Source organism: Blautia stercoris (genome assembly GCF_054657695.1).
This window is the reverse complement of sequence record NZ_BAAHYF010000001.1, coordinates 1,638,855-1,661,058: the sequence shown is the minus strand read 5'-3', so window position 1 is coordinate 1,661,058 and position 22,204 is coordinate 1,638,855. Positions and strand designations below refer to the sequence as shown.

24 protein-coding genes and 1 tRNA gene are annotated in these 22,204 nt (G+C 39.1%); 18 read left to right on the top strand and 7 right to left on the bottom strand.

The annotated features are described in order from the left end of the window. Positions 1-8: 8 nt before the first annotated feature. The 15 genes from hisG to ACYQ2D_RS07970 all read left to right on the top strand — a co-directional run bounded on the left by hisG (position 9) and on the right by ACYQ2D_RS07970 (position 12,464). A complete protein-coding gene (hisG, locus tag ACYQ2D_RS08040; RefSeq protein WP_459785076.1) occupies positions 9-662 on the top strand; it encodes an ATP phosphoribosyltransferase in 654 nt (217 codons plus the stop codon). After that, complete coding sequence (hisC, locus tag ACYQ2D_RS08035) at positions 659-1,717, top strand: histidinol-phosphate transaminase (RefSeq protein WP_117456992.1); 1,059 nt, start codon at positions 659-661, stop codon at positions 1,715-1,717. Before hisG ends, hisC begins: the two co-directional genes overlap by 4 nt. 9 nt (positions 1,718-1,726) lie before the next feature. Further along, the gene (hisB, locus tag ACYQ2D_RS08030) at positions 1,727-2,308 is read left to right on the top strand and encodes an imidazoleglycerol-phosphate dehydratase HisB (RefSeq protein ID WP_117456991.1); all 582 of its coding nucleotides are present in this window, start codon (positions 1,727-1,729) and stop codon (positions 2,306-2,308) included. Then, complete coding sequence (gene hisH, locus ACYQ2D_RS08025) at positions 2,305-2,925, top strand: imidazole glycerol phosphate synthase subunit HisH (RefSeq protein ID WP_459785074.1); 621 nt, start codon at positions 2,305-2,307, stop codon at positions 2,923-2,925. The genes hisB and hisH overlap by 4 nt, the downstream gene beginning before the upstream one ends. After that, positions 2,922-3,647 carry a 1-(5-phosphoribosyl)-5-[(5-phosphoribosylamino)methylideneamino]imidazole-4-carboxamide isomerase gene (gene hisA / locus ACYQ2D_RS08020; RefSeq protein WP_459785073.1) on the top strand — a complete coding sequence of 242 codons (726 nt, stop codon included), beginning with the start codon at positions 2,922-2,924 and terminating at the stop codon, positions 3,645-3,647. The genes hisH and hisA overlap by 4 nt, the downstream gene beginning before the upstream one ends. Next, a complete protein-coding gene (gene hisF / locus ACYQ2D_RS08015; RefSeq protein WP_459785071.1) occupies positions 3,641-4,399 on the top strand; it encodes an imidazole glycerol phosphate synthase subunit HisF in 759 nt (252 codons plus the stop codon). The genes hisA and hisF overlap by 7 nt, the downstream gene beginning before the upstream one ends. A 2-nt stretch (positions 4,400-4,401) precedes the next feature. Continuing rightward, positions 4,402-4,737, top strand: coding sequence for a phosphoribosyl-AMP cyclohydrolase (hisI, locus tag ACYQ2D_RS08010; RefSeq protein ID WP_022303178.1), 336 nt, complete (start codon positions 4,402-4,404; stop codon positions 4,735-4,737). A 10-nt stretch (positions 4,738-4,747) separates the two neighbouring features. Then, positions 4,748-5,350: a hypothetical protein gene (locus ACYQ2D_RS08005; protein ID WP_459785069.1), complete on the top strand. Its 603-nt coding sequence runs from the start codon at positions 4,748-4,750 to the stop codon at positions 5,348-5,350. Between the two features lie 118 nt (positions 5,351-5,468). Continuing rightward, a complete protein-coding gene (gene pduL, locus ACYQ2D_RS08000; protein ID WP_117456987.1) occupies positions 5,469-6,038 on the top strand; it encodes a phosphate propanoyltransferase in 570 nt (189 codons plus the stop codon). Between the two features lie 242 nt (positions 6,039-6,280). Then, positions 6,281-7,207, top strand: a complete 927-nt coding sequence (gene pfkB, locus ACYQ2D_RS07995; RefSeq protein ID WP_022303175.1) for a 1-phosphofructokinase — start codon at positions 6,281-6,283, stop codon at positions 7,205-7,207. Positions 7,208-7,231: 24 nt separating this feature from the next. Continuing rightward, on the top strand, positions 7,232-9,145 hold the full coding sequence (locus tag ACYQ2D_RS07990; protein ID WP_117456986.1) for a PTS fructose transporter subunit IIABC: 1,914 nt from the start codon (positions 7,232-7,234) through the stop codon (positions 9,143-9,145). A gap of 68 nt (positions 9,146-9,213) precedes the next feature. Then, positions 9,214-9,471, top strand: coding sequence for an HPr family phosphocarrier protein (locus tag ACYQ2D_RS07985; RefSeq protein WP_022303173.1), 258 nt, complete (start codon positions 9,214-9,216; stop codon positions 9,469-9,471). 83 nt (positions 9,472-9,554) lie between these two features. Then, on the top strand, positions 9,555-11,219 hold the full coding sequence (ptsP, locus tag ACYQ2D_RS07980) for a phosphoenolpyruvate--protein phosphotransferase (protein WP_117456985.1): 1,665 nt from the start codon (positions 9,555-9,557) through the stop codon (positions 11,217-11,219). Beyond that, positions 11,197-11,940 carry a DeoR/GlpR family DNA-binding transcription regulator gene (locus ACYQ2D_RS07975; RefSeq protein ID WP_459785066.1) on the top strand — a complete coding sequence of 248 codons (744 nt, stop codon included), beginning with the start codon at positions 11,197-11,199 and terminating at the stop codon, positions 11,938-11,940. Before ptsP ends, ACYQ2D_RS07975 begins: the two co-directional genes overlap by 23 nt. A gap of 83 nt (positions 11,941-12,023) precedes the next feature. Continuing rightward, positions 12,024-12,464, top strand: a complete 441-nt coding sequence (locus ACYQ2D_RS07970) for a MarR family winged helix-turn-helix transcriptional regulator (protein ID WP_022303170.1) — start codon at positions 12,024-12,026, stop codon at positions 12,462-12,464. Positions 12,465-12,521: 57 nt separating this feature from the next. Here ACYQ2D_RS07970 and ACYQ2D_RS07965 read toward each other — a convergent pair whose 3' ends face one another. Both ACYQ2D_RS07965 and ACYQ2D_RS07960 read right to left on the bottom strand, forming a co-directional pair. Then, entirely contained in the window at positions 12,522-12,830 is a 309-nt protein-coding gene (locus ACYQ2D_RS07965) for a hypothetical protein (RefSeq protein ID WP_022303169.1), read from the bottom strand. A 73-nt stretch (positions 12,831-12,903) separates the two neighbouring features. Beyond that, positions 12,904-14,658, bottom strand: coding sequence for a DUF885 domain-containing protein (locus ACYQ2D_RS07960; protein ID WP_459785065.1), 1,755 nt, complete (start codon positions 14,656-14,658; stop codon positions 12,904-12,906). A 257-nt stretch (positions 14,659-14,915) separates the two neighbouring features. Between ACYQ2D_RS07960 and ACYQ2D_RS07955 the strand changes: the two genes are divergently transcribed. From ACYQ2D_RS07955 to ACYQ2D_RS07945, 3 genes are read left to right on the top strand one after another with little or no spacing between them, the layout of a single operon-like run. Beyond that, complete coding sequence (locus ACYQ2D_RS07955; RefSeq protein ID WP_117456981.1) at positions 14,916-16,190, top strand: hypothetical protein; 1,275 nt, start codon at positions 14,916-14,918, stop codon at positions 16,188-16,190. 25 nt (positions 16,191-16,215) lie between these two features. Continuing rightward, positions 16,216-17,142 carry a thioredoxin-disulfide reductase gene (gene trxB / locus ACYQ2D_RS07950; RefSeq protein ID WP_459785064.1) on the top strand — a complete coding sequence of 309 codons (927 nt, stop codon included), beginning with the start codon at positions 16,216-16,218 and terminating at the stop codon, positions 17,140-17,142. A gap of 58 nt (positions 17,143-17,200) precedes the next feature. Beyond that, positions 17,201-18,484 carry a galactokinase gene (locus tag ACYQ2D_RS07945; RefSeq protein ID WP_117456979.1) on the top strand — a complete coding sequence of 428 codons (1,284 nt, stop codon included), beginning with the start codon at positions 17,201-17,203 and terminating at the stop codon, positions 18,482-18,484. Between the two features lie 429 nt (positions 18,485-18,913). On the opposite strand, the gene ACYQ2D_RS07940 is transcribed toward ACYQ2D_RS07945, so the two are convergent. The 5 genes from ACYQ2D_RS07940 to ACYQ2D_RS07920 form a co-directional block, all read right to left on the bottom strand. Beyond that, a tRNA-Lys gene (locus ACYQ2D_RS07940) sits at positions 18,914-18,986 on the bottom strand. A gap of 280 nt (positions 18,987-19,266) precedes the next feature. Continuing rightward, the gene (locus ACYQ2D_RS07935; protein ID WP_372555116.1) at positions 19,267-19,407 is read right to left on the bottom strand and encodes a hypothetical protein; all 141 of its coding nucleotides are present in this window, start codon (positions 19,405-19,407) and stop codon (positions 19,267-19,269) included. Positions 19,408-19,447: 40 nt separating this feature from the next. After that, a complete protein-coding gene (trmB, locus tag ACYQ2D_RS07930) occupies positions 19,448-20,101 on the bottom strand; it encodes a tRNA (guanosine(46)-N7)-methyltransferase TrmB (protein WP_117456978.1) in 654 nt (217 codons plus the stop codon). Between the two features lie 404 nt (positions 20,102-20,505). Beyond that, positions 20,506-21,120, bottom strand: a complete 615-nt coding sequence (locus ACYQ2D_RS07925; RefSeq protein ID WP_008393242.1) for a helix-turn-helix domain-containing protein — start codon at positions 21,118-21,120, stop codon at positions 20,506-20,508. A 369-nt stretch (positions 21,121-21,489) separates the two neighbouring features. Further along, positions 21,490-22,161: a helix-turn-helix domain-containing protein gene (locus tag ACYQ2D_RS07920; protein ID WP_008393244.1), complete on the bottom strand. Its 672-nt coding sequence runs from the start codon at positions 22,159-22,161 to the stop codon at positions 21,490-21,492. Between the last annotated feature and the right edge of the window lie 43 nt (positions 22,162-22,204).

Below are 22,204 nucleotides of genomic sequence, written 5' to 3'. Positions count from 1 at the left end.
AATGAAAGATGAAACCAATTAGAATCGCGCTTACAAAGGGGCGTTTAGAAAATAAAACAGTAGAACTTTTAGAACGTTTAGGATATGACTGTACCAATGCCAGAAAAAAAGGCAGAAAATTAATCATGCCAATTGGAAATGGTGAAATCGAAGTCGTGCTTGCGAAGGCGGCCGATGTTGTTACTTATGTAGAAAGTGGTGTCTGTGACATGGGTGTAGTCGGAAAAGATACCATCATGGAAAAAGGCGGAACATTTTATGAAGTGGCAGATTTAGGATTTGGAAAATGTCGTTTTGCTGTTGCGACCTTAAAAGAGAAAGACTTATATGAAGGCTATAAAACTTTAACGATTGCAAGTAAATATGTCAATGTCGCAAAAAATTATTTTGAACAAAAAAACATGGATGTAGATATTGTAAAAATTGAAGGCTCCGTAGAACTTGCACCGGTACTTGGACTTGCAGATGCAATTGTAGATATTGTGGAAACCGGTACAACTTTAAAAGAAAACGGGCTTGTTGTAAAAGAAGAGGTGTGTCCGGTCAGTGCCAGACTGATTGTTAACATCGCAAGCATGAAGCTTAGAAAAAAAGAAATCGAAGAATTAATTGATAAAATCGAAAAAGATATAAAAAAAGAGCAAAGGAGGCCTAGAAAATGACGTATGTATTACCGGAAAAATTAAAAGACTTAAATCCTTATGACCCTGTAACGGAGGATTTTCGGATTCATCTTGATGCAAATGAAAGTTTCTGTGAAGTACCGGAAAACATCAGGCAGGAAATTTTAAATGCGGTTTCTAATATTGCATTTAACCGTTATCCTGACCCGTACGCAAGAAAATTATGTGAAAAAGCAGGTGCATATTATCATGTAGACCCGAAACTTTTAACTGCCGGAAATGGTTCGGATGAATTAATTTCTCTGGTAGTACCGTATTTTCTGGACGAGGGTGATACGATGCTTGTCGCAGTACCGGATTTTTCCATGTACTGGTTTTATGCACCGTTTCACAAAATCAAAGTAGAATCCCTTCAAAAAGAAAACAGCATGAAAACTTCAGCAGAAGAGATTTTACAGCGTGCGAAAGAGAAAAATGCAAAACTGCTGATTTTTTCCAATCCGTGTAATCCGACTTCTCTTGGAATCGGACGTGACGATATTATAAAAATTATCGAGGGTACAGATGCGCTGGTGATTGTGGATGAAGCTTATATGGAATTTGAAAATGAAAGTAATTCCGTCTTAAACGAAGTAGAAAATTATGATAATTTAATTGTTTTAAAGACTTGTTCGAAGGCATTTGGAATGGCAGCAATCCGCCTTGGAATTGCAGTTACCAACGAAAAGTTGACAGGAATTTTACATGCAATCAAAGCACCGTATAATGTCAATTCCGTGACACAGGCAATCGGATGCGTATTATTTTCTCATCCGGAATATCTGACTTCCTGCATTGATGCTTTAAAGGCATCCAGAGACGAGTTATATCAGGCGGTGAAAGCGATGGAAGATAAAAAAACAGAAATCGAAACCGTCTACGAGACGAGTACAAACTTTATTTTTATGAAGGTAAAACGTGCAAAAGAAGTGTTTGAAGCATTAAAGCAAAGAGGCATTTCGATTCGATTTATGAATGGCTATCTTCGAGTAACCGCAGGAACAAAAGCAGAAAATAAAGAAGTGATGGAAGCACTTTGGGAACTGATTCAGTAGGAGGCGGATATGAGAGAAAAGCAGATTATAAGAACCACAAAAGAAACAGACATCAATCTGACTCTGAATTTAGATGGAAGCGGAACGTATAACGGAACTTGCGGAGTTGGATTTTTTGACCATATGCTGAGTGCATTTTGTGTTCATGCGGGGTTTGATTTAGACCTTAAGATGAAAGGCGATTTGGAAGTAGACTGTCATCACAGTATTGAAGATTTGGGAATTGTGCTGGGACAGGCATTTGCGGAAGCAGTTGGTGATAAGGGAAGTATCTGCCGGTACGGAAGTTTTTATATTCCAATGGATGAGGCACTTGGTTTTTGTTCCCTGGATATCAGTGGACGTCCATTTCTGGTATTTGACGCAGAGTTTACGAATCAAAGTGTAGGAACATTGGACTGCTGTATGGTAAAAGAATTTTTCCGGGCATTTGCATTTAACGGCGGAATTACACTGCATTTGAAATGTTTGTACGGCGAAAATGACCATCACATCATAGAGGCATTATTTAAGGCAGTGGCACATGCATTAAAAGAAGCAGTAAAGCCAAATGGCGGACAAATCTTATCTTCAAAGGGGATGCTGGCATGATAGCAATTATTGATTATGGGGCAGGAAATCTGTTTAGTGTAAAAAATGCATTGGATTTTTTGCAAAAAGAAAGTACAATAACAGAGGATGTGCAGGAAATCCGTAAGGCAGATGCAATGATTCTTCCGGGAGTCGGAGCATTTCCGGATGCCATGCGCATGTTGAAAGAAAAAGGACTTGATAAAGTTATCTGTGAAGAAGCGCAAAGAAAACCACTGCTTGGAATCTGTTTAGGTATGCAGATGTTATTTGAGACAAGCTATGAGTTTAAAGAAACAAAAGGGCTTGGACTCTTAGAAGGCAGTGTCGTTCCAATTGATGGAGGCGGATTAAAAATTCCTCACATGGGATGGAATAACCTGACGATTTTAAATCCGTGTAAGATGACAGAAGGATTAAAAGAAGATTCTTATGTGTATTTTGTACATTCCTTCCGTGCAGAGACAAAGGACGAAAATATTTCCTGCTATACGATGTACAATGAGAAAATTCCGGCACTTGTGCATAAAGGATTTGTATATGGAGCGCAGTTTCATCCGGAAAAAAGCGGTTCGGTGGGACTGGGATTACTCGAAAGATTTGCTGATTTAGCGAAAATACAGGAGGAAGAGCGATGATTATATTACCGGCAATTGATATTAAAGATAAACAATGCGTACGTCTGGTAAAGGGAGATTATGCAACTGCTCATCAGGTTGCCGAAAGCCCTTATGAGACTGCAAAATCTTTTAAAGCTGCAAATGCCTCCTGGATTCACATGGTAGACCTTGACGGCGCAAAGGAAAGAAAACCAGTCAATCAGGAGATTTTTGAACGTGTGGCAAAGGAATCCGGATTAAAAGTAGAAGTGGGCGGAGGAATCCGTGACATGAAAACCATTGAATATTATCTGGAACGCGGAATTGAGAGGGTGATTCTTGGTTCTGTCGCAGTAAAAAATCCGGAGCTTGTAAAAGAGGCTGTAAAAGAATTTAAAGAGCACATTGCGGTTGGAATTGATGCAAAAAATGGAATGGTTGCAACAGAAGGCTGGCTGGAAAAAAGCGATGTCAGCTATCTGGATTTGGGACTTGCGATGGAAGATGCAGGCGTAAAGACAATTATTTTTACCGATATTTCAAGAGACGGAACTTTAACCGGAGTTAATACCGAACAGCTTGGTCGTTTAAATGAGACCGTATCCTGCAACATCATTGCAAGTGGAGGAGTCAGTTCCATCAAAGATATTGAAGATTGCCTGGAGTTGAATCTGTATGGATGCATCTGCGGAAAAGCACTTTACACAGGAGCATTAAACTTAGAAGAAGCAGTGCGAAAGGCGGGTGTGCAGACATGTTAGCAAAACGAATTATTCCGTGTCTGGATGTCCGTGACGGAAAAGTGGTAAAAGGTGTCAATTTTGTTGGAATCAAAGAAGTCGGAGACCCGGTGGAGTGTGCCATTGAGTATGACAAACAGGGGGCAGACGAAATCTGTTTTCTGGATATCACGGCGACCCATGAAGGAAGAGGAACAATGGTTGATGTCGTCAGAAGAACGGCAAAACATGTTTTTGTTCCTCTGACAGTAGGCGGAGGAATCCGTACAGTAGATGATTTTCGTGAGATTTTAAGAGCTGGTGCGGATAAAGTCTCGGTCAATTCAGCAGCAGTCAGACGACCGGAGCTAATTCGTGAAGCAGCGGAAATCTTTGGAAGTCAGTGTGTGGTTGTCGCAATTGATGCCAAACGAGATGAAACTGGCACATTTAAAGTTGTGGTAAACGGCGGAAGAATTGATACCGGATTAAATGCCGTAGAATGGGCAAAAAAATGTCAGGAACTTGGTGCAGGAGAAATCCTTCTGACTTCAATGGATACGGATGGATGCAAAGAAGGATTTGACCTGGAACTTTGCAATGCCGTCTGTAATGTGGTCAGTATTCCGGTCATTGCAAGTGGCGGATGCGGAAAACTGGAACATTTTTCGGAAGTGTTTGAAAAGAGCGATGCAGATGCGGCACTTGCAGCTTCCCTGTTTCACTTTAAAGAACTGACTGTCGAAGAAGTAAAAGAACATTTAAAGGAATGCGAAATTCCGGTAAGGAGATAGAGATGGATTTTGACCGTTATTTTGTAAAAGGGGAGTTGATTCCGGCAATTGTGCAGGAAGAGGGAACAGGAGAAGTTTTAATGCTTGCCTACATGAATAAAGAAAGCTTAAAAAAGACATTTGAGACAGGATATACCTGGTTTTATAGCCGTTCCAGACAGGAACTCTGGAATAAAGGTGCAACTTCCGGCCATCTGCAGAAAGTGGTAGATATCAAATCAGACTGCGATGATGATACGCTTTTAGTGACTGTGATTCAGACAGGTGCTGCCTGCCATACCGGAAATCACAGCTGTTTCTTTACAGATATCTGGAAAGAAGGAGGAGAACGTAATTAGACGTTTTTTAATGATAACAGGCAAGGTGCTCTTGGCACCTTTCCTGTTTTGTTTATTTTGGATTTCAAGAATCTTTGAATTATTTTTAAAGATTTCAAGACCAATTGTTACGATTCTATGTGCAATCGGTTCGGTAGGAATTACAATCGGGGCAATCATCCATATTTTTTTCTATCTTCAGGGAAGAGGAATCAGTGTATGGGGGATTGTCCTTTCGGTGTTTTTTGCAGCAGCCCTGATGGTTGTGCCGGCAGCAGGTGTTGGAGTGGTAATCGTAGTGTTGGAGGGGATTTGCAATGGGATTTATCGAATGTACCGTCCGGCGATGGAAAAGATGAATCTGGAAGAAGAGAAAAAAGATTATCATCTTGCGGAATGTGAGTGGGATGAAAAGACACCGGACGTTCCCTGGAAAAATAAAGAAGAATGCGAACGAAGAATTCATTATTTTAAAGGGGTAAAAGACAAAGAAGAACTGGAAAAACGGCTTTCCGGGCTCTTACGGATTTACCGGCCAGAGAAAGAATTTGCCGAAGATGCACTGACACGAAGCATTTTGGATGAATTTGAGTATCTAAAGGGCAGGCTTCCGGAGAAAGCAAAAGATGTATGATGAAAAATGCAAAAACCGCCCGAAGAAATCCTGTCCGAGAAGTTGACAAGACCTTGAAAAGCGATATAATAAAAGAATAAAGAATGTTTAAAATTCAATTATTGTGGAGGAATTTAAAATGAAAGTATTAGTTGAAACATCTGCAAGACATTTACATTTATCACAGGAACATCTGGAAATCCTTTTCGGAAAAGGTCATGAGCTGACAGTGAAAAAAATGCTGAGCCAGCCGGGACAGTTCGCATGTGAAGAAAAAGTAGAAGTAGTTGGACCGAAGAACTCTTTAAAAATGTCCGTATTAGGACCGGTAAGAAAAGATACACAGGTTGAAGTATCTTTAACAGATGCAAGAGCAATCGGTGTTACAGCTCCAATTCGTGAATCCGGTGATATTGCTGGTTCAGGTGCCTGTAAGCTGGTAGGTCCTGCTGGTGAAGTAGAACTGACAGAAGGTGTAATCGCTGCAAAACGTCACGTACATATGACTCCGGAAGATGCAGAAGCAGCTGGAGTAAAAGATAAAGACATCGTAAAACTGGATATCCAGTCTCCAAACGGTCGTTCTTTAACATTCGGCGATGTTGTAGTTCGTGTAAGCGCAAGCTATGCAACAGCTGCACATATCGATACAGATGAAGCAAATGCTCTTTGTCCAGGTAAAGAATGCTACGGCGAAATGATTAAATAATTAAAAACAGTCATGATTGAAAGTCCTTTAGATGAGAATACTCATTTAAAGGACTTTTTTTGATTGGAATCAGAGGCAAAATCAGCGTAAAACGTCATACTTGTGCAAAATGCACCAAAAACGTTTAGGATTTTCGTATATTAATAATGATTGGTTTTGATTGATTTTGAATGAAAATGATTGTATAATACAGTCATAGCAAGAGAGAACAAGAAAGAAAAAAACAGAGCAGGAGGGAAAATATGATTTATACAGTTACATTTAATCCATCCCTTGACTATATTGTTTCTGTGAATGGGTTTGAACTTGGAAAAACGAACCGTACCGATTCGGAACTCTTATTACCTGGAGGAAAAGGAATCAACGTTTCGATTGTTTTGAAAAATCTGGGAATCGATAATACAGCACTTGGATTTATGGCAGGATTTACCGGAGAAGAGATTCAGCGCAGAGTCGAAGAGATTGGCGTAAAGGCAGATTTCATTTCAATCGAAGATGGAATTTCAAGAATCAACCTGAAGTTAAAAAATATTGAAGGAACAGAAATTAACGGTCAAGGACCAAAAATCAGCAAAGAAAAACGAGAAGAACTGCTTCAGATATTAGATAAACTAAAAGAAGGCGATGTGCTGGTTTTAGCAGGAAGCATCCCATCCAGCTTACCGGATGACATTTACAAAAACATCATGAAGCGTCTGGAAAAGAAAAACATTCTGATTGCAGTGGATGCTACAAAAGATTTACTTTTAAATGTTTTAGAACATCATCCATTTTTGATTAAACCAAACAATCATGAGCTTGGAGAAATCTTTGGAGTGGAATTAAAGACGAGAGAATCCGTCATTCCTTATGCGAAGAAACTTCAGGAAAAAGGAGCAAGAAATGTGCTGATTTCTATGGCAGGAGAGGGGGCAGCCCTCGTTGCAGAAGACGGAAGTATTTATCTTGCCGAAGCACCAAAGGGAACACTGGTAAATGGTGTCGGCGCAGGAGATTCGATGGTGGCAGGGTTCCTTGCAGGTTGGCTTGAAAAACACGATTACAGACATGCATTCCATACAGGAATCGCAGCCGGAAGTGCAAGTGCATTTTCCGAATATCTGGCAAGCAGGGAAGAGGTTCAGGCTGTGTATGAGCAGGTAACATCAAAAGAATATAAAGAACAATAAGGAAAGAGAGGGAGAAGTAAAGGTATGAGAATTACAGATTTACTCGATGCAAGAAGTATTTCGCTTGACTGTTCGCCAAAAACGAAGCAAGAGGCATTGGATACAGCAGTTGCCCTCATGGTAAAGAGCGGAAAAATTAATGACGAAGAAGCTTACAGACGTCAGGTTTATGCAAGAGAAGAAGAAAGTACAACAGGAATAGGAGAAGGAATTGCAATTCCTCATGGAAAATGTGATGCCGTAACAAAACCTGGTCTCGCGGCAATGGTAATCAAAGATGGTGTTGATTTCGATGCATTAGACGGAGAGCCGGTTACCCTGCTGTTTCTGATTGCAGCACCAAATACAAAAGATAATGTACATCTGGATGTATTAAGTAAGTTATCTGTACTTATGATGGATGAAGATTTCTCAAATGGACTGAGAAATGCAAAAAGTGTAGAAGAATTTTTGAAAATCATTGACAAAGCCGATGATGAAAAACCAGACATTGATGAACGTCTTGAAGATACAGGAGCAAAAGAAGATTCCAAAGTAAAAATTCTTGCAGTTACCTCTTGTCCGACCGGTATTGCTCATACTTACATGGCAGCAGAGGGACTTGAAAAAGCAGCAAGAGCCAAAGGATGCTTTATTAAAGTAGAAACCAGAGGGTCCGGTGGAGCAAAAAACGTGCTGACAGCAGCAGAAATTGAAGAAGCAGACTGCATTATCGTTGCAGCCGATGCACAAGTTCCGATGGATCGTTTCGATGGAAAGAAATTGATTGAATGCCAGGTATCTGACGGAATCAGTAAAGCAGATCAGCTCGTTGAACGTGCGATGGCAGGAGATGCACCGATTTATCAGGCAAAGGGTGCAGTACAAAAATCCAGTCAGTCAAAGGGAAGCGGAGGAGTTGGACATCAGATTTATACACAGCTTATGAACGGTGTTTCCCACATGCTTCCATTCGTAGTCGGTGGTGGTATCTTAATCGCACTTGCATTCTTAATTGATGGTTTAAGTGTAGATATGAATTCTCTTCCGGTTGACCAGAGAGCAAACTTTGGTACAATTACTCCGGTTGCAGCGATGCTTAAAGGAATCGGTGGTACAGCATTCGCATTCATGCTGCCGATACTTGCAGGATTTATCGCAATGGCAATCGGTGACAGACCGGCACTTGCAGTTGGTTTTGTCGGTGGTATGATTGCTTCTCAGGGAAAATCCGGTTTCCTTGGCGCTTTAGTAGCAGGTTTTGCAGCAGGATACATCATTGTATTACTTAGAAAATTATGTGACAAACTTCCACAGGCAATTGAGAAAATTGCACCGGTTCTGATTTATCCGGTAGTCGGAATTCTAGTTATGGGATTATTAATGAACTTCGCAGTAGAACCGATTATGGGGGCAATTAATACTGCATTAAATAATGGTTTGACAAGCATGGGCGGCTCTAGTAAGATTATTTTAGGATTTATCTTAGGCGGTATGATGGCGATTGATATGGGTGGTCCATTTAATAAAGCTTCTTATGTATTTGGCACTGCAGCAATTGCTTCCGGTAACTACGATGTCATGGCAGCAGTTATGATTGGAGGTATGACTCCTCCATGTGCAATCGCACTTGCAACTTTATTATTTAAAAACAAATTTACAAAAGAAGAAAGAGATGCAGGTCCTACAAACTTTATCATGGGACTGGCATTTATCACAGAAGGTGCAATTCCATTTGCAGCATCTGACCCGCTTCATGTACTTCCGGCATGTGTTATCGGTTCCGGAATCGCAGGTTCTTTAAGTATGTTATTCAACTGCACTTTAATGGCACCACATGGTGGAATCTTTGTATTCCCTGTAGTCGGAAATCCGTGGATGTACCTGGCGGCACTGGTAGTTGGAACAATTGTTTCCACTGTACTGCTTGGAATTTTAAAGAAAAAAGTAGAAGAATAAGAAAAAATTAAAATTAAGAAAATAAAAAGCAAGAAAATAAAATTAAAACAAGAAAAGGAGAATTTACCATGAAAGAATTTAAGTACACAATCACAGATCCAGAAGGAATTCACGCTCGTCCGGCAGGAGAACTTGTAAAAGCTGCAAAAGAGTTTGCAAGCACAATTAAATTAAACAAAGACGGAAAAGCAGGAGACTGCAAACGAATCTTCGGAATTATGGGACTCGCTGTAAAACAGGGAAATGAAGTTACCTTTACTTTTGAAGGGGAAGATGAAGATGCAGCTTATGAAGCAATCAGCGCATTCGTGAAAGAAAACCTGTAAGAAAAAAGCAGAACATGAAATAAAGCCGGGGTCAAATTAGTTTTGACCCCTGTTTTTTTAAAGGAAGAAAGGGGAAGTTAGCGATGCAGATTTATAGTGGAAAAAGTGTATTTAGTGGAATTGCAATTGGAAAAATCTGTGTATATCAGAAGAGCGAGCAGCAGGTAAAACGTGTACGTACAGAAGACAGTGAAAAAGAGTGGGCACGTTATAACGAAGCAAAAGAGAAGGCATTGGACCAGCTTCGTGGTTTATATGAAAAAGCATTAAAAGAAGTCGGTGAAGCAAATGCTGCTATCTTTGAAGTGCATCAGATGATGCTTGAGGATGATGACTATAATGAGTCCATTGAAAATATTATCCGTACTCAGAAAGTCAATGCCGAATATGCGGTTGCATCGACAAGCGATAATTTTTCTACCATGTTTTCGTCCATGGATGACGACTACATGAAAGAACGTGCTGCAGACGTAAAAGATATTTCTGAGAGAATCCTTTCCCTGCTTGCAGGCGGAGAAAAAGGCAAAGTAGTGACGGATGAACCGGTAATTATTGTGGCAGATGACCTTGCACCGTCAGAAACCGTACAGTTAGAAAAAGATAAAGTGCTTTCTTTTGTAACCGTGCATGGTTCGGTTAATTCGCATACTGCAATTCTTGCAAGAACCATGGCAATTCCGGCTTTAATTGGAACAGAGATGCCTCTGGATGAACGTGTCGACGGAAAATTTGCAGTAGTAGACGGAGTAAATGGAAAAATCTATGTAGAGCCGGATGAAGAGACACTTGCAGAATTAAAAGAACGCCAGAGAGAAGAGTTAGAAAAGAAAGAACTGCTCTTACAGCTCAAAGGAAAAGAAAATATTACACTTGATGGAAAGAAAATCATGCTGTATGCTAATATTGGAAACATAAAAGATTTAGCAACTGTCGTACAGAATGATGCAGGTGGAATCGGACTCTTCAGAAGTGAATTTATTTATCTGGAAAAAGAAGATTATCCGACTGAAGAAGAACAGTTTAAGATTTATAAGACTGCAGTTGAGACAATGGCAGGAAAACGTGTGATTATCCGTACGTTAGATATCGGCGCGGATAAACAGTGTGATTATTTCAAAATGGAAAAGGAAGAAAATCCGGCACTGGGATATCGTGCAATCCGTATCTGCCTGACCCAGACCGAAATTTTCAAGACACAGCTTCGTGCGCTGTTTCGTGCAAGTGCTTATGGAAATCTTGCGATTATGTACCCGATGATTACAAGTCTTTGGGAAGTAAAACGAATTAAAGAAATCGTAGAAGAAGTAAAAGCAGAACTAACAGCAGAAGAAATTGAATTTGGAAATCCACAGCAGGGAATTATGATTGAGACACCGGCAGCCGTTATGGTGAGTGGGGAGCTTGCAAAAGAAGTCGATTTCTTTAGTATTGGAACAAACGATTTAACACAGTATACACTTGCAATTGACCGTCAGAATCCGAAATTGGATCTGTTTTATAATGCACATCATCCAGCTGTGCTTTCTATGATTAAGATGACTGTGGAAAATGCACACAAAGCAGGAATCTGGGCAGGAATCTGTGGAGAACTTGGAGCAGATACCTCTTTGACAAAAGATTTTCTGGCTATGGGTGTAGATGAACTGTCTGTATCACCGGGAAGCATCCTTCCGATTCGAAAAATCATTCTTGAGACAAATGTTGAAGAATATAAGAGAGGAAATTATGCTGACGGAGAAACGTTATGAAGTAATACTGAAATGTCTGAATGATAAAAACAGTATTACCGTTACAGAATTAAAAGAGTTACTTGGAATTTCAGAATCAACAATAAGAAGGGATTTAACTGCACTGGATAAAGCCGGAAAACTGGTAAAAGTATTTGGGGGAGCAGTTGCAGTGGATTCCGGATTTACAACCGTTGAGCCCTCTGTGGCTCAGAAATCAGGTGTAAATAAAGAAGAAAAAAGCCGGATTGCGCAGTATGCAGCATCTTTGATTTCACCAAATGAGTTTGTTTACTTAGATGCCGGAACAACAACAGGACGAATGATTGAATACATCACAGAAAAGAGCGCAGTGTTTGTGACCAATGCTGTCAGTCATGCACAGCGTCTGGCAGCAGAGGGATTCAAAGTTCATCTGATTGGCGGAGAATTAAAAGGGACAACCGAAGCTGTGGTAGGAAATCAGGCAATCTTAAATATTCAGAGACTGCATTTTTCAAAAGCCTTTTTTGGTGTAAATGGAATCAGCTTAAGGGCAGGGTTCAGCACTCCGGATTACAGTGAAGCAATGGTAAAACAGACCGCACTGCATCAGGCGAGAATTGCTTATGTGCTTGCAGATTACTCAAAATTTGGAAATGTCAGTTCCGTGACCTTTGCAAATTTAGAAGAAGCGGATGTGTTGACTGACAGAAAACCACCGGAAAGCTTTTCCGGATGTAAAAATATTCTGGTTGTGTAAATTTACGTTGTTTTTACAACCCAAATCAGTTATTATATTAAGTAGAAGAATTAATTAAGAAAAAGATTTGGGGGTGGTAAAAAATGGAGCGTTATGATGTATTTCATGATATTCTTGTGAATTTATTTCAGGAGATTATGGATATCGAAGAAAAAGCCCTGATTACCGCTGAATTTAAAAATATATCCGTGAATGATATGCATATCATTGAGGCAATTGGAACAGGAGAACCGAAAAATATGTCAACTGTGGCAAAGCTGATGTCCGTCACGGTTGGAACACTTACAATTGCGATTAATAATCTGGTAAAAAAAGGTTATGTAAGCAGAGTCAGAAGTGAAGAGGACAGAAGAGTCGTGTTGATTTTCCTGACTGAAAAAGGAAAACGGGCGTATCAGCATCATCGGGAGTTTCATGATGGAATGGTAAAAGCACTGGTGGAAGGTCTGGATGAAGGGCAGCAGAAGATTCTTGTGAAATCTTTACTGAATTTGAGAACGTTTTTTAATTCTTATAAAAAATGATGTGAGTGTCAAAAAATAAAAGATTGGAAGTCTTATCGACAGAGAGAAAAGCTGGTATCAATCGATACCAGCTTTTTTTATTTTAATTGTTCCTTTTATCCGTGCGGGATAAGTCTCTAAAATTTCGCCGTTGAAATAAACTGTAATTTTATCATTGATTTCTATCTGTGAAGTATCATAATTTTTCGGCCAATCACAAACTATTTGGTTAAGATTATCTGTTTCTAACATAAATGTTGTTTCATTTTTTTCCAGCACTGTACCTTCTATGCTGGCGTTTGCTGGCTTACACAGAGTTCTCACTACTACAAATATTCCCAATATTACAAATAGAATGATTATGGTGCTTGCAAGTTTTTTTTTCATAAGGACCTCCTTTGTAGGACGGAGAGAGAAATCAATTGAATTTATTTTTGATACTCACATTATAGCATAAAATTTAATAATTCTCCAGCACATACTTTTCTATAACCGGAAATGGAGCAGGTCCAGTTTCTAATACAAATCGGTGAAATTCTTTTTTATCAAATTTATCACCGGCTTTTTTTTCAGCCAAGTCTCTTAAATCCATAAAATTCAGATATCCCAGATAGTATTTTAAATAATTGGCAGGATTTTCAATGATGTATTGGTAAATTTCCTTGCAGGTATCATCAGAAGCAATGCCGAATCCATGCAAAGACTGTGTAACCTGAGCTAAGGTCCAGCCGTATTCATGGATTTTAATATCGAGTAGAGAATACAGGCAGAGACTGATGGAGCGGTTTTGCCATAAAAGCTGTAAAAGTTCTGGTTCGACTTTAAAATAGGAGGCGGCATAGCCGTAGGAAATGGATTCGACATAAGTCGCCCAGCCTTCAATATAGCCACTGCATCCGAGCAGATTTCGGATAGGAGCAGGATTTTGATTTCCATAATATAAAGTCTGATAGAGGTGTCCCGGAAAGCCTTCATGGGCAAGTGTGGTAAAGAGTTCGGCAGGATTTACCTGTGAACTTTGATTGATATAAATGGTATTTGGACTTAAGGTATCCGCAGGTGGAGTCAGATAAAAAGCGGGACTGGAAAATTCTTCCATTGAGGTGGGAACATATTTCACTTCGTACTTGGGACTGTCTAAATCAGGAAAATCCGTCTGCATGGCTTTGTTTAGATAGGAAAGCATTTCTTCTGGTGTGGCAGAAAGAGAAAAAACAGAAAGATTTTGTGCAAGGGATGGATTTTGGGAGAGCAGAGTCTGCATCTGGCGGTAATCAAGGGCAAGCTGGGTAAAAAGCCGTTCTTCGATTTCGTTGGTACTGCGAAAATCTCCGACCTGACTTTGAATCAGATAGTGATAATAGGCAGTACCATCTGGAAAACCGGCAAGCCCTCTGTCATTTTTTTCACTGCCTTTTAGAGCAGAAAGCTTTTCTGAAAGTGATTGATAGGAAGGAATCACGCAGGTATGGATTAATTTTTCATGGAGGCTTAGATAGGAATCTGCCTGTTTTTTGGTAAGTGTATCAGCATTTTGAAGTGAATTAATCTTATCTTTAAAAGCAGAAGCAAGATAATCCGAGGAGAGCATGGTCTGACACTGTGTAAGCAGGCGCTCCAAAGAAGCATCACTCATAAAGAGTCCACGTTTCGCTTTTTGAGATTCAAATTCTGCCAGTTCGTTATAATAGTCGGGGAGGCAGGAGAGCAGAGAAAAATAGTCTTTGATATCGTTTCCTGTGCGGAAGGTGTATTCGGCAAGCAGAATCGGAAGCTGGGAAGAAATTCCGAGATGAGGACTTAAGGGTTCTTGAAGCCAGAAAAAGTTTTCACCGGAAAGCTGCGTGGAAAATTCCAGAGAGAGAATATCATAAGTCAGCTGGTTTTCTTTGGAAAGTTTTTGATAGTGAAAGTTTTTCAGGCGTTTTTGATTGGATTTTAATTTAGAAAATGAATTAGAATGAGCTTTTTCGTTCATTGAGCCAAGACTGATTTTATAATCCTTGATTCCAAATTTCTCGGGATGTGCAAGCGTATAATGCAGATTTAAAGTATTAGAAGAAAGTTCGGAAGTAAAAATAGAATCGGTAAAGTGTTCAAACTGTTTGTTTTCCAGAGTGGGTTCGATTTTTTTCAAAAAGATGATAGAAAAAACAAGAAAGAAGCAAAAAATGAAAATCAAGATTCGATATTTGTTATGTAGGAAATTTTTCAAAGAACTGTCCTCTTAAAGCTTGAGAATTCTTTATTAGTTTATGAAAAAAATGAAAGAGTATGAATGCAGATAAACATTCCCCTGCTTCAAGTGCGCAAATCGCGAAGCGACTGCGTTCATGAGCAAGTAGCGAAGCGGATTGCGAATGTCCGCTTTACCAATACAGACAAATTGGAAAAAGCCTCTGCTGGAAAAAGGCAGAGACTTGTGATAAGCTAATGAAGAAGTGAACTCTAAAATAAGGGAGGAAATGTAAGGTGAAAAAGAAGATGCTGGTTTTATTTCTGGCAGTGGGAATGATACTTGGAGGATGCCAGAACACACAGGAAAAACCACAGACCGGAAAGGGAGAAGAAACATCACGGGACGAAACGGAAGACACGCCAGAAGAAGAGAAGAACTATGATGTAAAACTGTCGAAGAACTTATATGATTTTGAATTTGCAATAAATGATACGGTTTTTCATTTGCCGCAGGCGCTGGATGATTGGAAGGAGACTGGATGGTCTTATGAGCGTGCCGAGTCGGAAGAAATGCTGGATGGTGATTCGTTTTTGGAGGGGGAGACATTAAAGAACGAGGAAAAAGAACTGATTGTGGATATTGTGAATCTGGATGGAGAAAAACAGCAGCTTGGCGCATGCAGTGTTGGGGGAGTGACACTGGAAAATACAGATAAGGATAATATGGTTTATCAACTGCCTGGAAAAATCACAGTGGGAGAATCCACATTAGATGATGTTTTAGATGCGTATGGAGACCCGGATGACCAGTATGAGGAAAAAGACTGGGTTTATGTAACCTATGAATATGGAATTTATAAGAAAGCGGATTTGGTATTTGACATTGAAGATGAAGTCCTTGAAAAAGCAGTGCTGAAAAATTACAGGGATTCTGAACCGGAAGAAACCAGCAAAGACGTGCCAAAAGAAGTGAGTGACTATCAGGCTCCGGAAGCTTTTTCAGAGAATCCACTGGATTTTATCGTGCAGTTTGATGGAGATTTTTATCAGCTTCCGGCACCGGTTTCTGAATTTATCAAAAACGGATGGAAAATCGATGAAGAAGGTTCCGATACTTCGGTAAAGGCAGGACGCCATGGCTATGTAACATTGGAAAAAGACGGACAGACGTTATATGGTGTTGTGAATAATTACTCTAAGAGTGCAGTTCCGATTAAAAATAGTTTTCTTACCAATCTGCATGGAGATTTTGATGTGACAAAAGTGCCGATTCAGATTTACAGAGGGATTACGCTTGGAATGAATGAAGAAAGTATGAAAGAAGCGTTATCGGATGCAAAATATGAAACAAAAGAGGACGAAGAAGGAGTTTCTTATTATCTTTATGCAGATGAAGAAAAACGGGATTATGTGCGGATTTTTGTAGATAAAAATTTAAAATTGGTGCGTGAAATTGAGCTGAGTAACAGTCCGGAAGGACTGGAAGAGAAAATGTTATCGGAAGAGGATGAAAAAAGTGTAGAGGCTTCTGCAATGTCAGGCAGTGATACTCTTCCGGAACAGGAATAAATTTAAGAAAGAAGAGATAACAGGTATGGAAGAAAAAATTTATGATATGGTAATTATCGGAGCAGGTCCGGCAGGAATGAGTGCGGCGGTTTATGCAAAGCGTGCAGAGTTTTCTGTGCTGGTGATTGAGAGAGATTTTGCAAGCGGTGGACAGATTGTAAAAACCTATGAGGTGGATAACTATCTGGGGCTGCCGGGAATCGGCGGATATGAGCTGAGTGAAAAATTCCGGGAACACGTAGATAAATTTGAAGTTCCGTTTGTAAGAGATAAAGTACAGGAAATTCAGTTAGATGGAAAGCTTAAAAAAGTAATCACGAGAAAGGGAGGATATCTTGCTAAGACTGTGATTCTTGCAGGAGGATCAAGCCCGAGGCTGCTTGAGATTCCTGGAGAAGAAGAATTTCAGGGAATGGGTGTTTCCTATTGTGCAACCTGTGACGGTGCATTTTTCAGAGAGCGGGTGACAGCAGTAATCGGAGGCGGAGATTCAGCAGTGGAAGATGTGATTTTCCTTTCACGCATTTGTAAAAAAGTGTACATGATTCACAGGAGAGATTCGTTAAAAGCATCCAAATCTCTGCAGTCAGTCCTTGATAAACTTGAAAATGTTGAGATTTTGTGGGATACTGTAGCAGAAGCGATAAAGGGAAACAGTGAGGTAGAAACACTTCAGATAAAGAATCAGAAGACTCAGGAAAAACGTGAGCTTTCGGTAGATGGAGTGTTTGTTGCAGTTGGAGCAGTTCCGAATACCAAAGAATTTCAGAATTTGATTCAACTCGACGAAGCAGGCTATATCGCAGCGGAGGAAGATTGTAGAACCAATGTTGCGGGAATTTATGCAGCAGGAGATATCCGGACAAAGGCACTGCGCCAGGTGGTGACAGCGGTTTCAGATGGCGCAAATGCAGTTTACAGTGCGCAGAAATATCTATCTGAACTTGCATAAGGGACAGGGAAACACATAATAACACATGGCAAAAAGAGGATTAAGGAGGAACTTTTTGATGAAAAACACAAAAGTACTGGTAGAAGAACTGGAACAGGGAAAATATGACAGCGTTCTCTTAGATTTATATGTGGATGCGGAAAAACTGGACTATCAGAGAAAACGTTATATTGAGACAATCAAAAAATATGAGGAAACATTCGGAGAAGGCGAAGTGGAAATCTATAGCGCTCCGGGAAGAAGTGAAGTAGGTGGAAACCATACAGACCATCAACATGGAATGGTACTTGCAACTTCTATCAATCTGGATGCACTCGCAGTAGTAGGAGCTTCAAAAGATGAAAATATTCATGTAATGTCTGAAGGATATGACATGGTGGATGTTGAGATTGATGATTTAGAAGCCAGACATGAAGAAGAAGGAACAACTGCTGCTTTAATCCGTGGTGTAACCGCAGATTTAAAAGGAAAGGGTTATGAAGTAAAAGGATTTCAGGCTTACGTAACCAGCGATGTATTGATTGGTGCAGGACTTTCATCCTCAGCAGCTTTTGAAGTAATCGTGGGAACCATTCTTTCCGGTATGTTTAATGACGGAAAAATTGACCCGGTAGTGATTGCACAGTCCGGTCAGTTTGCAGAAAATGTATACTTTGGCAAGCCATGCGGACTGATGGACCAGATGGCATGTTCCGTTGGTGGTATGATTCATATTGATTTTAAAAATCCGGAAGAGCCGGTAGTAGAAAAAGTACCATCTGATTTTGAAGCTTATCAGTACAGCTTATGTATTGTAGATACAAAAGCATCTCATGCAGATTTGACAGATGATTATGCACAGATTCCGGCAGATATGAAAAAAGTAGCGAAATTCTTTAAAAAGAATTTCTTAAGAGAAGTTCCGGAAGAAGAATTTTATAACCAGATTTCTGCAATGCGTGGTCTGTTAGGAGACCGTCCGGTGCTTCGTGCGATTCATTTTATGGAAGAAGAAACCAGAGTACAGAAAGAAGTGGATTCTTTAAAAGCAGGAGACTTCAAAGGATTTCTTGAACTGGTAAAAGAATCCGGTAACTCTTCTTTTAAATATCTTCAGAATGTATATACCACAAATGACTTAAATCAGCAGGCCGTTTCTGTTGCACTCGCAGGAAGTGAGAGAATTTTAGGAAAACATGGCGTGTGCAGAGTACATGGTGGTGGATTTGCCGGAACAATTCAGGCATTCGTAGAAAATGATTTCGTAGAAGAGTATAAGAGAAGAATGGACAAAGTATTTGGACATGGTTCTTGTCAGGTATTAAAAGTACGTCAAAAAGGCGGGGTAAAAGTTCTCGGATAAGAAATATAATTTTCAGAATATTCACGGAAAAAAAGTGCACAAAAGATTTTAAAAAGTGGTCAAAATCACGAAAAATACGGAAAAAGTTATCCACATTTTATTGTGGATAAAAGGCTGTAAAATCAAGTTATCCACAAAGTTATCCACATTCGTGTGGAAAATGTGGATAACTTTTTTGATTTACATAAGATTCGAGCCAAACAGACGTTTTGTGCATAAGTTATAAAAGTGGATTTGTGGATAACTTTGTGGACAAAAAAATCACGAGAGTCAAATTCAATTATTGGGGAATAAACACTTAAATTGTATGAAATCATGAGAAAACTAAATATAATATCAGAAAATAATGAAATTCTATAAAACTTCATAAAGGACACAAAAAAACACCGTCCCCGCAGTATCAAGTCTCTGCAAAAACAGTGCTTTTAGTGCGCCTTCAGGGACTCGAACCCTGGACAAATAGATTAAGAGTCTACTGCTCTACCAACTGAGCTAAAAGCGCATTCGTTATTCCATTTCTTTAATGCAAAACTTATTATACTGGAATAAACGAAAAAATGCAAGGGGAATTTATTGTATTTTTTGTTTTTATTTAAAAACATGATGCTAAGGTCAAAAAGTTCAAAAATCGTTCGGGCTTGCACGACAAGATTTTTGACTTTGGGGCCGCCTAAACATGAAAATGTAGCGATTTACGTAGTAAATCAGCGGAATTTGAATGTTTATAGAATTGCGAGAGCTGTTTTACAGCGAAGCAATTCGTAGGCATCAATTAGAGTTTTTTAGCGTTTTTTCTTCAAATATTGCAGCGATTTCTCGGCTTCCATGGCGGCCTTCATAATTCGTGCCGCCTGTGTTCCCATTTTTCGATTGGTGTAAGCCCAGATAGAGAGTGTGGTCTGTAAAGATTTCTTTTTTGACAAAGCAAAGATTCCTTTTTATTTAAGTATATGAAAAGAAATCTTATCTTGCTGCAATTAATTTACAGATTGGATTTCCCTCAGAAGAGAATTTTTCTTCGTATTCGGTCATAATATTACCGACATTCATTTTTTCGTTGTTATGGAGGTCGTAAGTCCATTCGACCAGATGCCATTTGCTTTCATTGACTTCCTCTAAAGAGAAATCAAAGAGCGGGCGATTGTCGGTCTTAAATTCAATGACTCCGTCTGATTTTAAGATTGCATCATAGCGTTCTAAAAACTGACGTGAAGTAAGACGGCGTTTAGCATGGCGTTCTTTTGGCCATGGGTCTGAAAAGTTCAGATAAATTTTATCGACTTCCCCTGCGTCAAAAATGAGTGGAAGTTCTCTTGCGTCCGTGCGGACAAAGTAAACATTTGGAAGAGTGTTTCCATTTTCGGCACGTTCTTCCATTTTTTGAAGAGCACGCAGAAGAACACTGTCGTACATTTCAAATCCGATATAGTTGATATCCGGATTCTGGGAAGCAAGATCCATTAAAAAACGTCCCTTTCCCATTCCAACTTCAATGTGAATTGGATGATTATTTTTAAAGATTTCATTCCAACGACCTTTATTTTGTTTCGGTTCGTGAATGACATAAGGACTGCTTTCGATGGCATCTTTTGCTCCTGGAATATTTCTTAAACGCATATTTTGTTCCAGCCTTTCTATCGTAATTTATATATCGTGACTAATATCTGATACAGTATACTGAATCTGAAATTGTTTGTCAAAGCCTATTCGTCAAAACGGAAGAAAGATGTAGAAAAATAGACAAAAAAGGCAGGAGGAGTTTAGGAAAGTTGTATAATTTAATAGAAAATTTATGAAAAACTTTATATCTGATTTTTGATTATCCCTATAAATATTACACTTTCAAGCATTTCGAAGTATAGAAAAACACTCATTTTACCACGAATATACCACGATTGAACGAGCCTTGATATGACGATAAAATAGCACTAAAAAGACACCATTGACACATTGAAGTGGTGTCTTTTATTAATAAGCAGTCAATCCTAAGACTAACTGCTTTTGCAAAATAAAGGTAATCACTATTTTGTTTGTTTCTTTAGAATAATATAGCTTGCAATCACAACTACAAAGAATACTAACACGAAAACTAAAGTATGAAATATTCCTATCGGATAAGGTGCAATCCACCCTTCTAGTTTGAAAACCAATCCTGAAATATATCCTGTAATCATAGAAATAGGCATAAAAGCAACTCCGATTATATTAAGCCAATTTACATAAAAGGGGGATTTTTCTTCCGATAGTATTCTCGCTATAAAATATCCAACAATCCCTATAGCTTGAATAATCATTGAACCCCAAACTGCTTCCATTGTTTGTTCTGCATACCAATTACCAAATGCACAAAACAGCCCAATAGCAACAAAAGCTGTTGATGATATATAAAGTACCTTACTCGTAAGCTCTTTATTTTTTTGTTCTTTGTCTGCTACTGGTTCAATTCCCTTTAGGATATAGTCAGTTGTTACTCCAAAAAAATCACTCATTATAATTATTTTTTCTAAGTCAGGCGTACTTTGTTCACTTTCCCATTTGGAAACAGCCTGCCTTGAAACTCCAACTTTATCCGCAAGTTCCTCTTGTGATATTCCTTTTGATTTCCTTAAATATTGTATTCTGTCTGCCATATTCATTAGCTAACACTCCTTTCTTTCATGGTGTAATTTTAGCAATATTATCAGTTGCATAGCCACCATTTAGATATGGAAATATGTCAACTGGCAGTTGCAATGATGTTTTTTGACAAATCAGCAGAATATTCTTGCTTATAACGTAATTTAAACATATCCATATTATAACAGTTCCATATATCCGCCACAACAAAAATCAGCACACCCCCCTTGACATTTTTCTGTCTTGAAAAATACACACTTTTTCTTTCTTCCTCTTGATTACCAACCACAGAAAAGAAAAAGCCCTGTCAAGAGCCTTGCCACCATTGGTGGTGCTTTGCACTCTTTACTGGGCTTTTTGTTTGCTGTATCTTTCATTCAAGAGGAAAATTAAAGACCTCTGTTCCATTTCTCTTTCAGATAATCTTCATAGTCCGTTTCATCAAAATCTAACTGTGGCGAAGTGTCGGGAATGTTATTTCTGCTGTCTATGTCCGCAAGTTGACGGAATATCCAGTCATCATAAGGGTCATGGTATTTATACTCTTTGGGCTGTTCTCTGTATCGGTCTAACCCTCGCATTTCCTTATGTACTTTCATCATGCGTTCTATTTTTTGACGTTGTATCAACTGCTTGATTTCCATAAGTTCTTCTAACTCCGTAACCTCATTGGTAATGTAGTTATGGATATACTGTATGAGTTTGGTTTCCATGTAAAATCTGCATTCTTTTTCATCATTGAAAAATTCATTTTCAGACAGATAATCTAAGGAAACATTGAAGTCCTGTTCCCGTTTGATAATATCCATGATATATGGTTCGGTGTGGTCAATATACTTCCATTCTCCTGATAATAATTCATTGGGCGTTACTCCCAGCACGTCCATTATCTTTTCTAATGTGTCAAAGGTAGGATAATTCACACCCCGTTCAATCTTGGAAAGGCTCTGCATATTGATACCGATTTTATCCGCAAGTTCCTGTTGTTTCATTCCTCTGTGTTTTCTTATGGTCTGTATATTCTCTCCTAAGAAACTGATTTTCTTTTCGTAATGTTCCATAACTTAGTATAACCGCTCCTTTCGTTGCTTTTCTCGGTGTTTA

Bases quoted from the DNA above. Each gene is read 5' to 3' on its own strand.
- hisG (WP_459785076.1), top strand. From the start codon at position 9: ATGAAACCAATTAGAATCGCGCTTACAAAGGGGCGTTTAGAAAATAAA.
- hisC (WP_117456992.1), top strand. From the start codon at position 659: ATGACGTATGTATTACCGGAAAAATTAAAAGACTTAAATCCTTATGAC.
- hisB (WP_117456991.1), top strand. From the start codon at position 1,727: ATGAGAGAAAAGCAGATTATAAGAACCACAAAAGAAACAGACATCAAT.
- hisH (WP_459785074.1), top strand. From the start codon at position 2,305: ATGATAGCAATTATTGATTATGGGGCAGGAAATCTGTTTAGTGTAAAA.
- hisA (WP_459785073.1), top strand. From the start codon at position 2,922: ATGATTATATTACCGGCAATTGATATTAAAGATAAACAATGCGTACGT.
- hisF (WP_459785071.1), top strand. From the start codon at position 3,641: ATGTTAGCAAAACGAATTATTCCGTGTCTGGATGTCCGTGACGGAAAA.
- hisI (WP_022303178.1), top strand. From the start codon at position 4,402: ATGGATTTTGACCGTTATTTTGTAAAAGGGGAGTTGATTCCGGCAATT.
- ACYQ2D_RS08005 (WP_459785069.1), top strand. From the start codon at position 4,748: ATGATAACAGGCAAGGTGCTCTTGGCACCTTTCCTGTTTTGTTTATTT.
- pduL (WP_117456987.1), top strand. From the start codon at position 5,469: ATGAAAGTATTAGTTGAAACATCTGCAAGACATTTACATTTATCACAG.
- pfkB (WP_022303175.1), top strand. From the start codon at position 6,281: ATGATTTATACAGTTACATTTAATCCATCCCTTGACTATATTGTTTCT.
- ACYQ2D_RS07990 (WP_117456986.1), top strand. From the start codon at position 7,232: ATGAGAATTACAGATTTACTCGATGCAAGAAGTATTTCGCTTGACTGT.
- ACYQ2D_RS07985 (WP_022303173.1), top strand. From the start codon at position 9,214: ATGAAAGAATTTAAGTACACAATCACAGATCCAGAAGGAATTCACGCT.
- ptsP (WP_117456985.1), top strand. From the start codon at position 9,555: ATGCAGATTTATAGTGGAAAAAGTGTATTTAGTGGAATTGCAATTGGA.
- ACYQ2D_RS07975 (WP_459785066.1), top strand. From the start codon at position 11,197: ATGCTGACGGAGAAACGTTATGAAGTAATACTGAAATGTCTGAATGAT.
- ACYQ2D_RS07970 (WP_022303170.1), top strand. From the start codon at position 12,024: ATGGAGCGTTATGATGTATTTCATGATATTCTTGTGAATTTATTTCAG.
- ACYQ2D_RS07965 (WP_022303169.1), bottom strand. From the start codon at position 12,830: ATGAAAAAAAAACTTGCAAGCACCATAATCATTCTATTTGTAATATTG.
- trxB (WP_459785064.1), top strand. From the start codon at position 16,216: ATGGAAGAAAAAATTTATGATATGGTAATTATCGGAGCAGGTCCGGCA.
- ACYQ2D_RS07945 (WP_117456979.1), top strand. From the start codon at position 17,201: ATGAAAAACACAAAAGTACTGGTAGAAGAACTGGAACAGGGAAAATAT.
- trmB (WP_117456978.1), bottom strand. From the start codon at position 20,101: ATGCGTTTAAGAAATATTCCAGGAGCAAAAGATGCCATCGAAAGCAGT.
- ACYQ2D_RS07925 (WP_008393242.1), bottom strand. From the start codon at position 21,120: ATGAATATGGCAGACAGAATACAATATTTAAGGAAATCAAAAGGAATA.
- ACYQ2D_RS07920 (WP_008393244.1), bottom strand. From the start codon at position 22,161: ATGGAACATTACGAAAAGAAAATCAGTTTCTTAGGAGAGAATATACAG.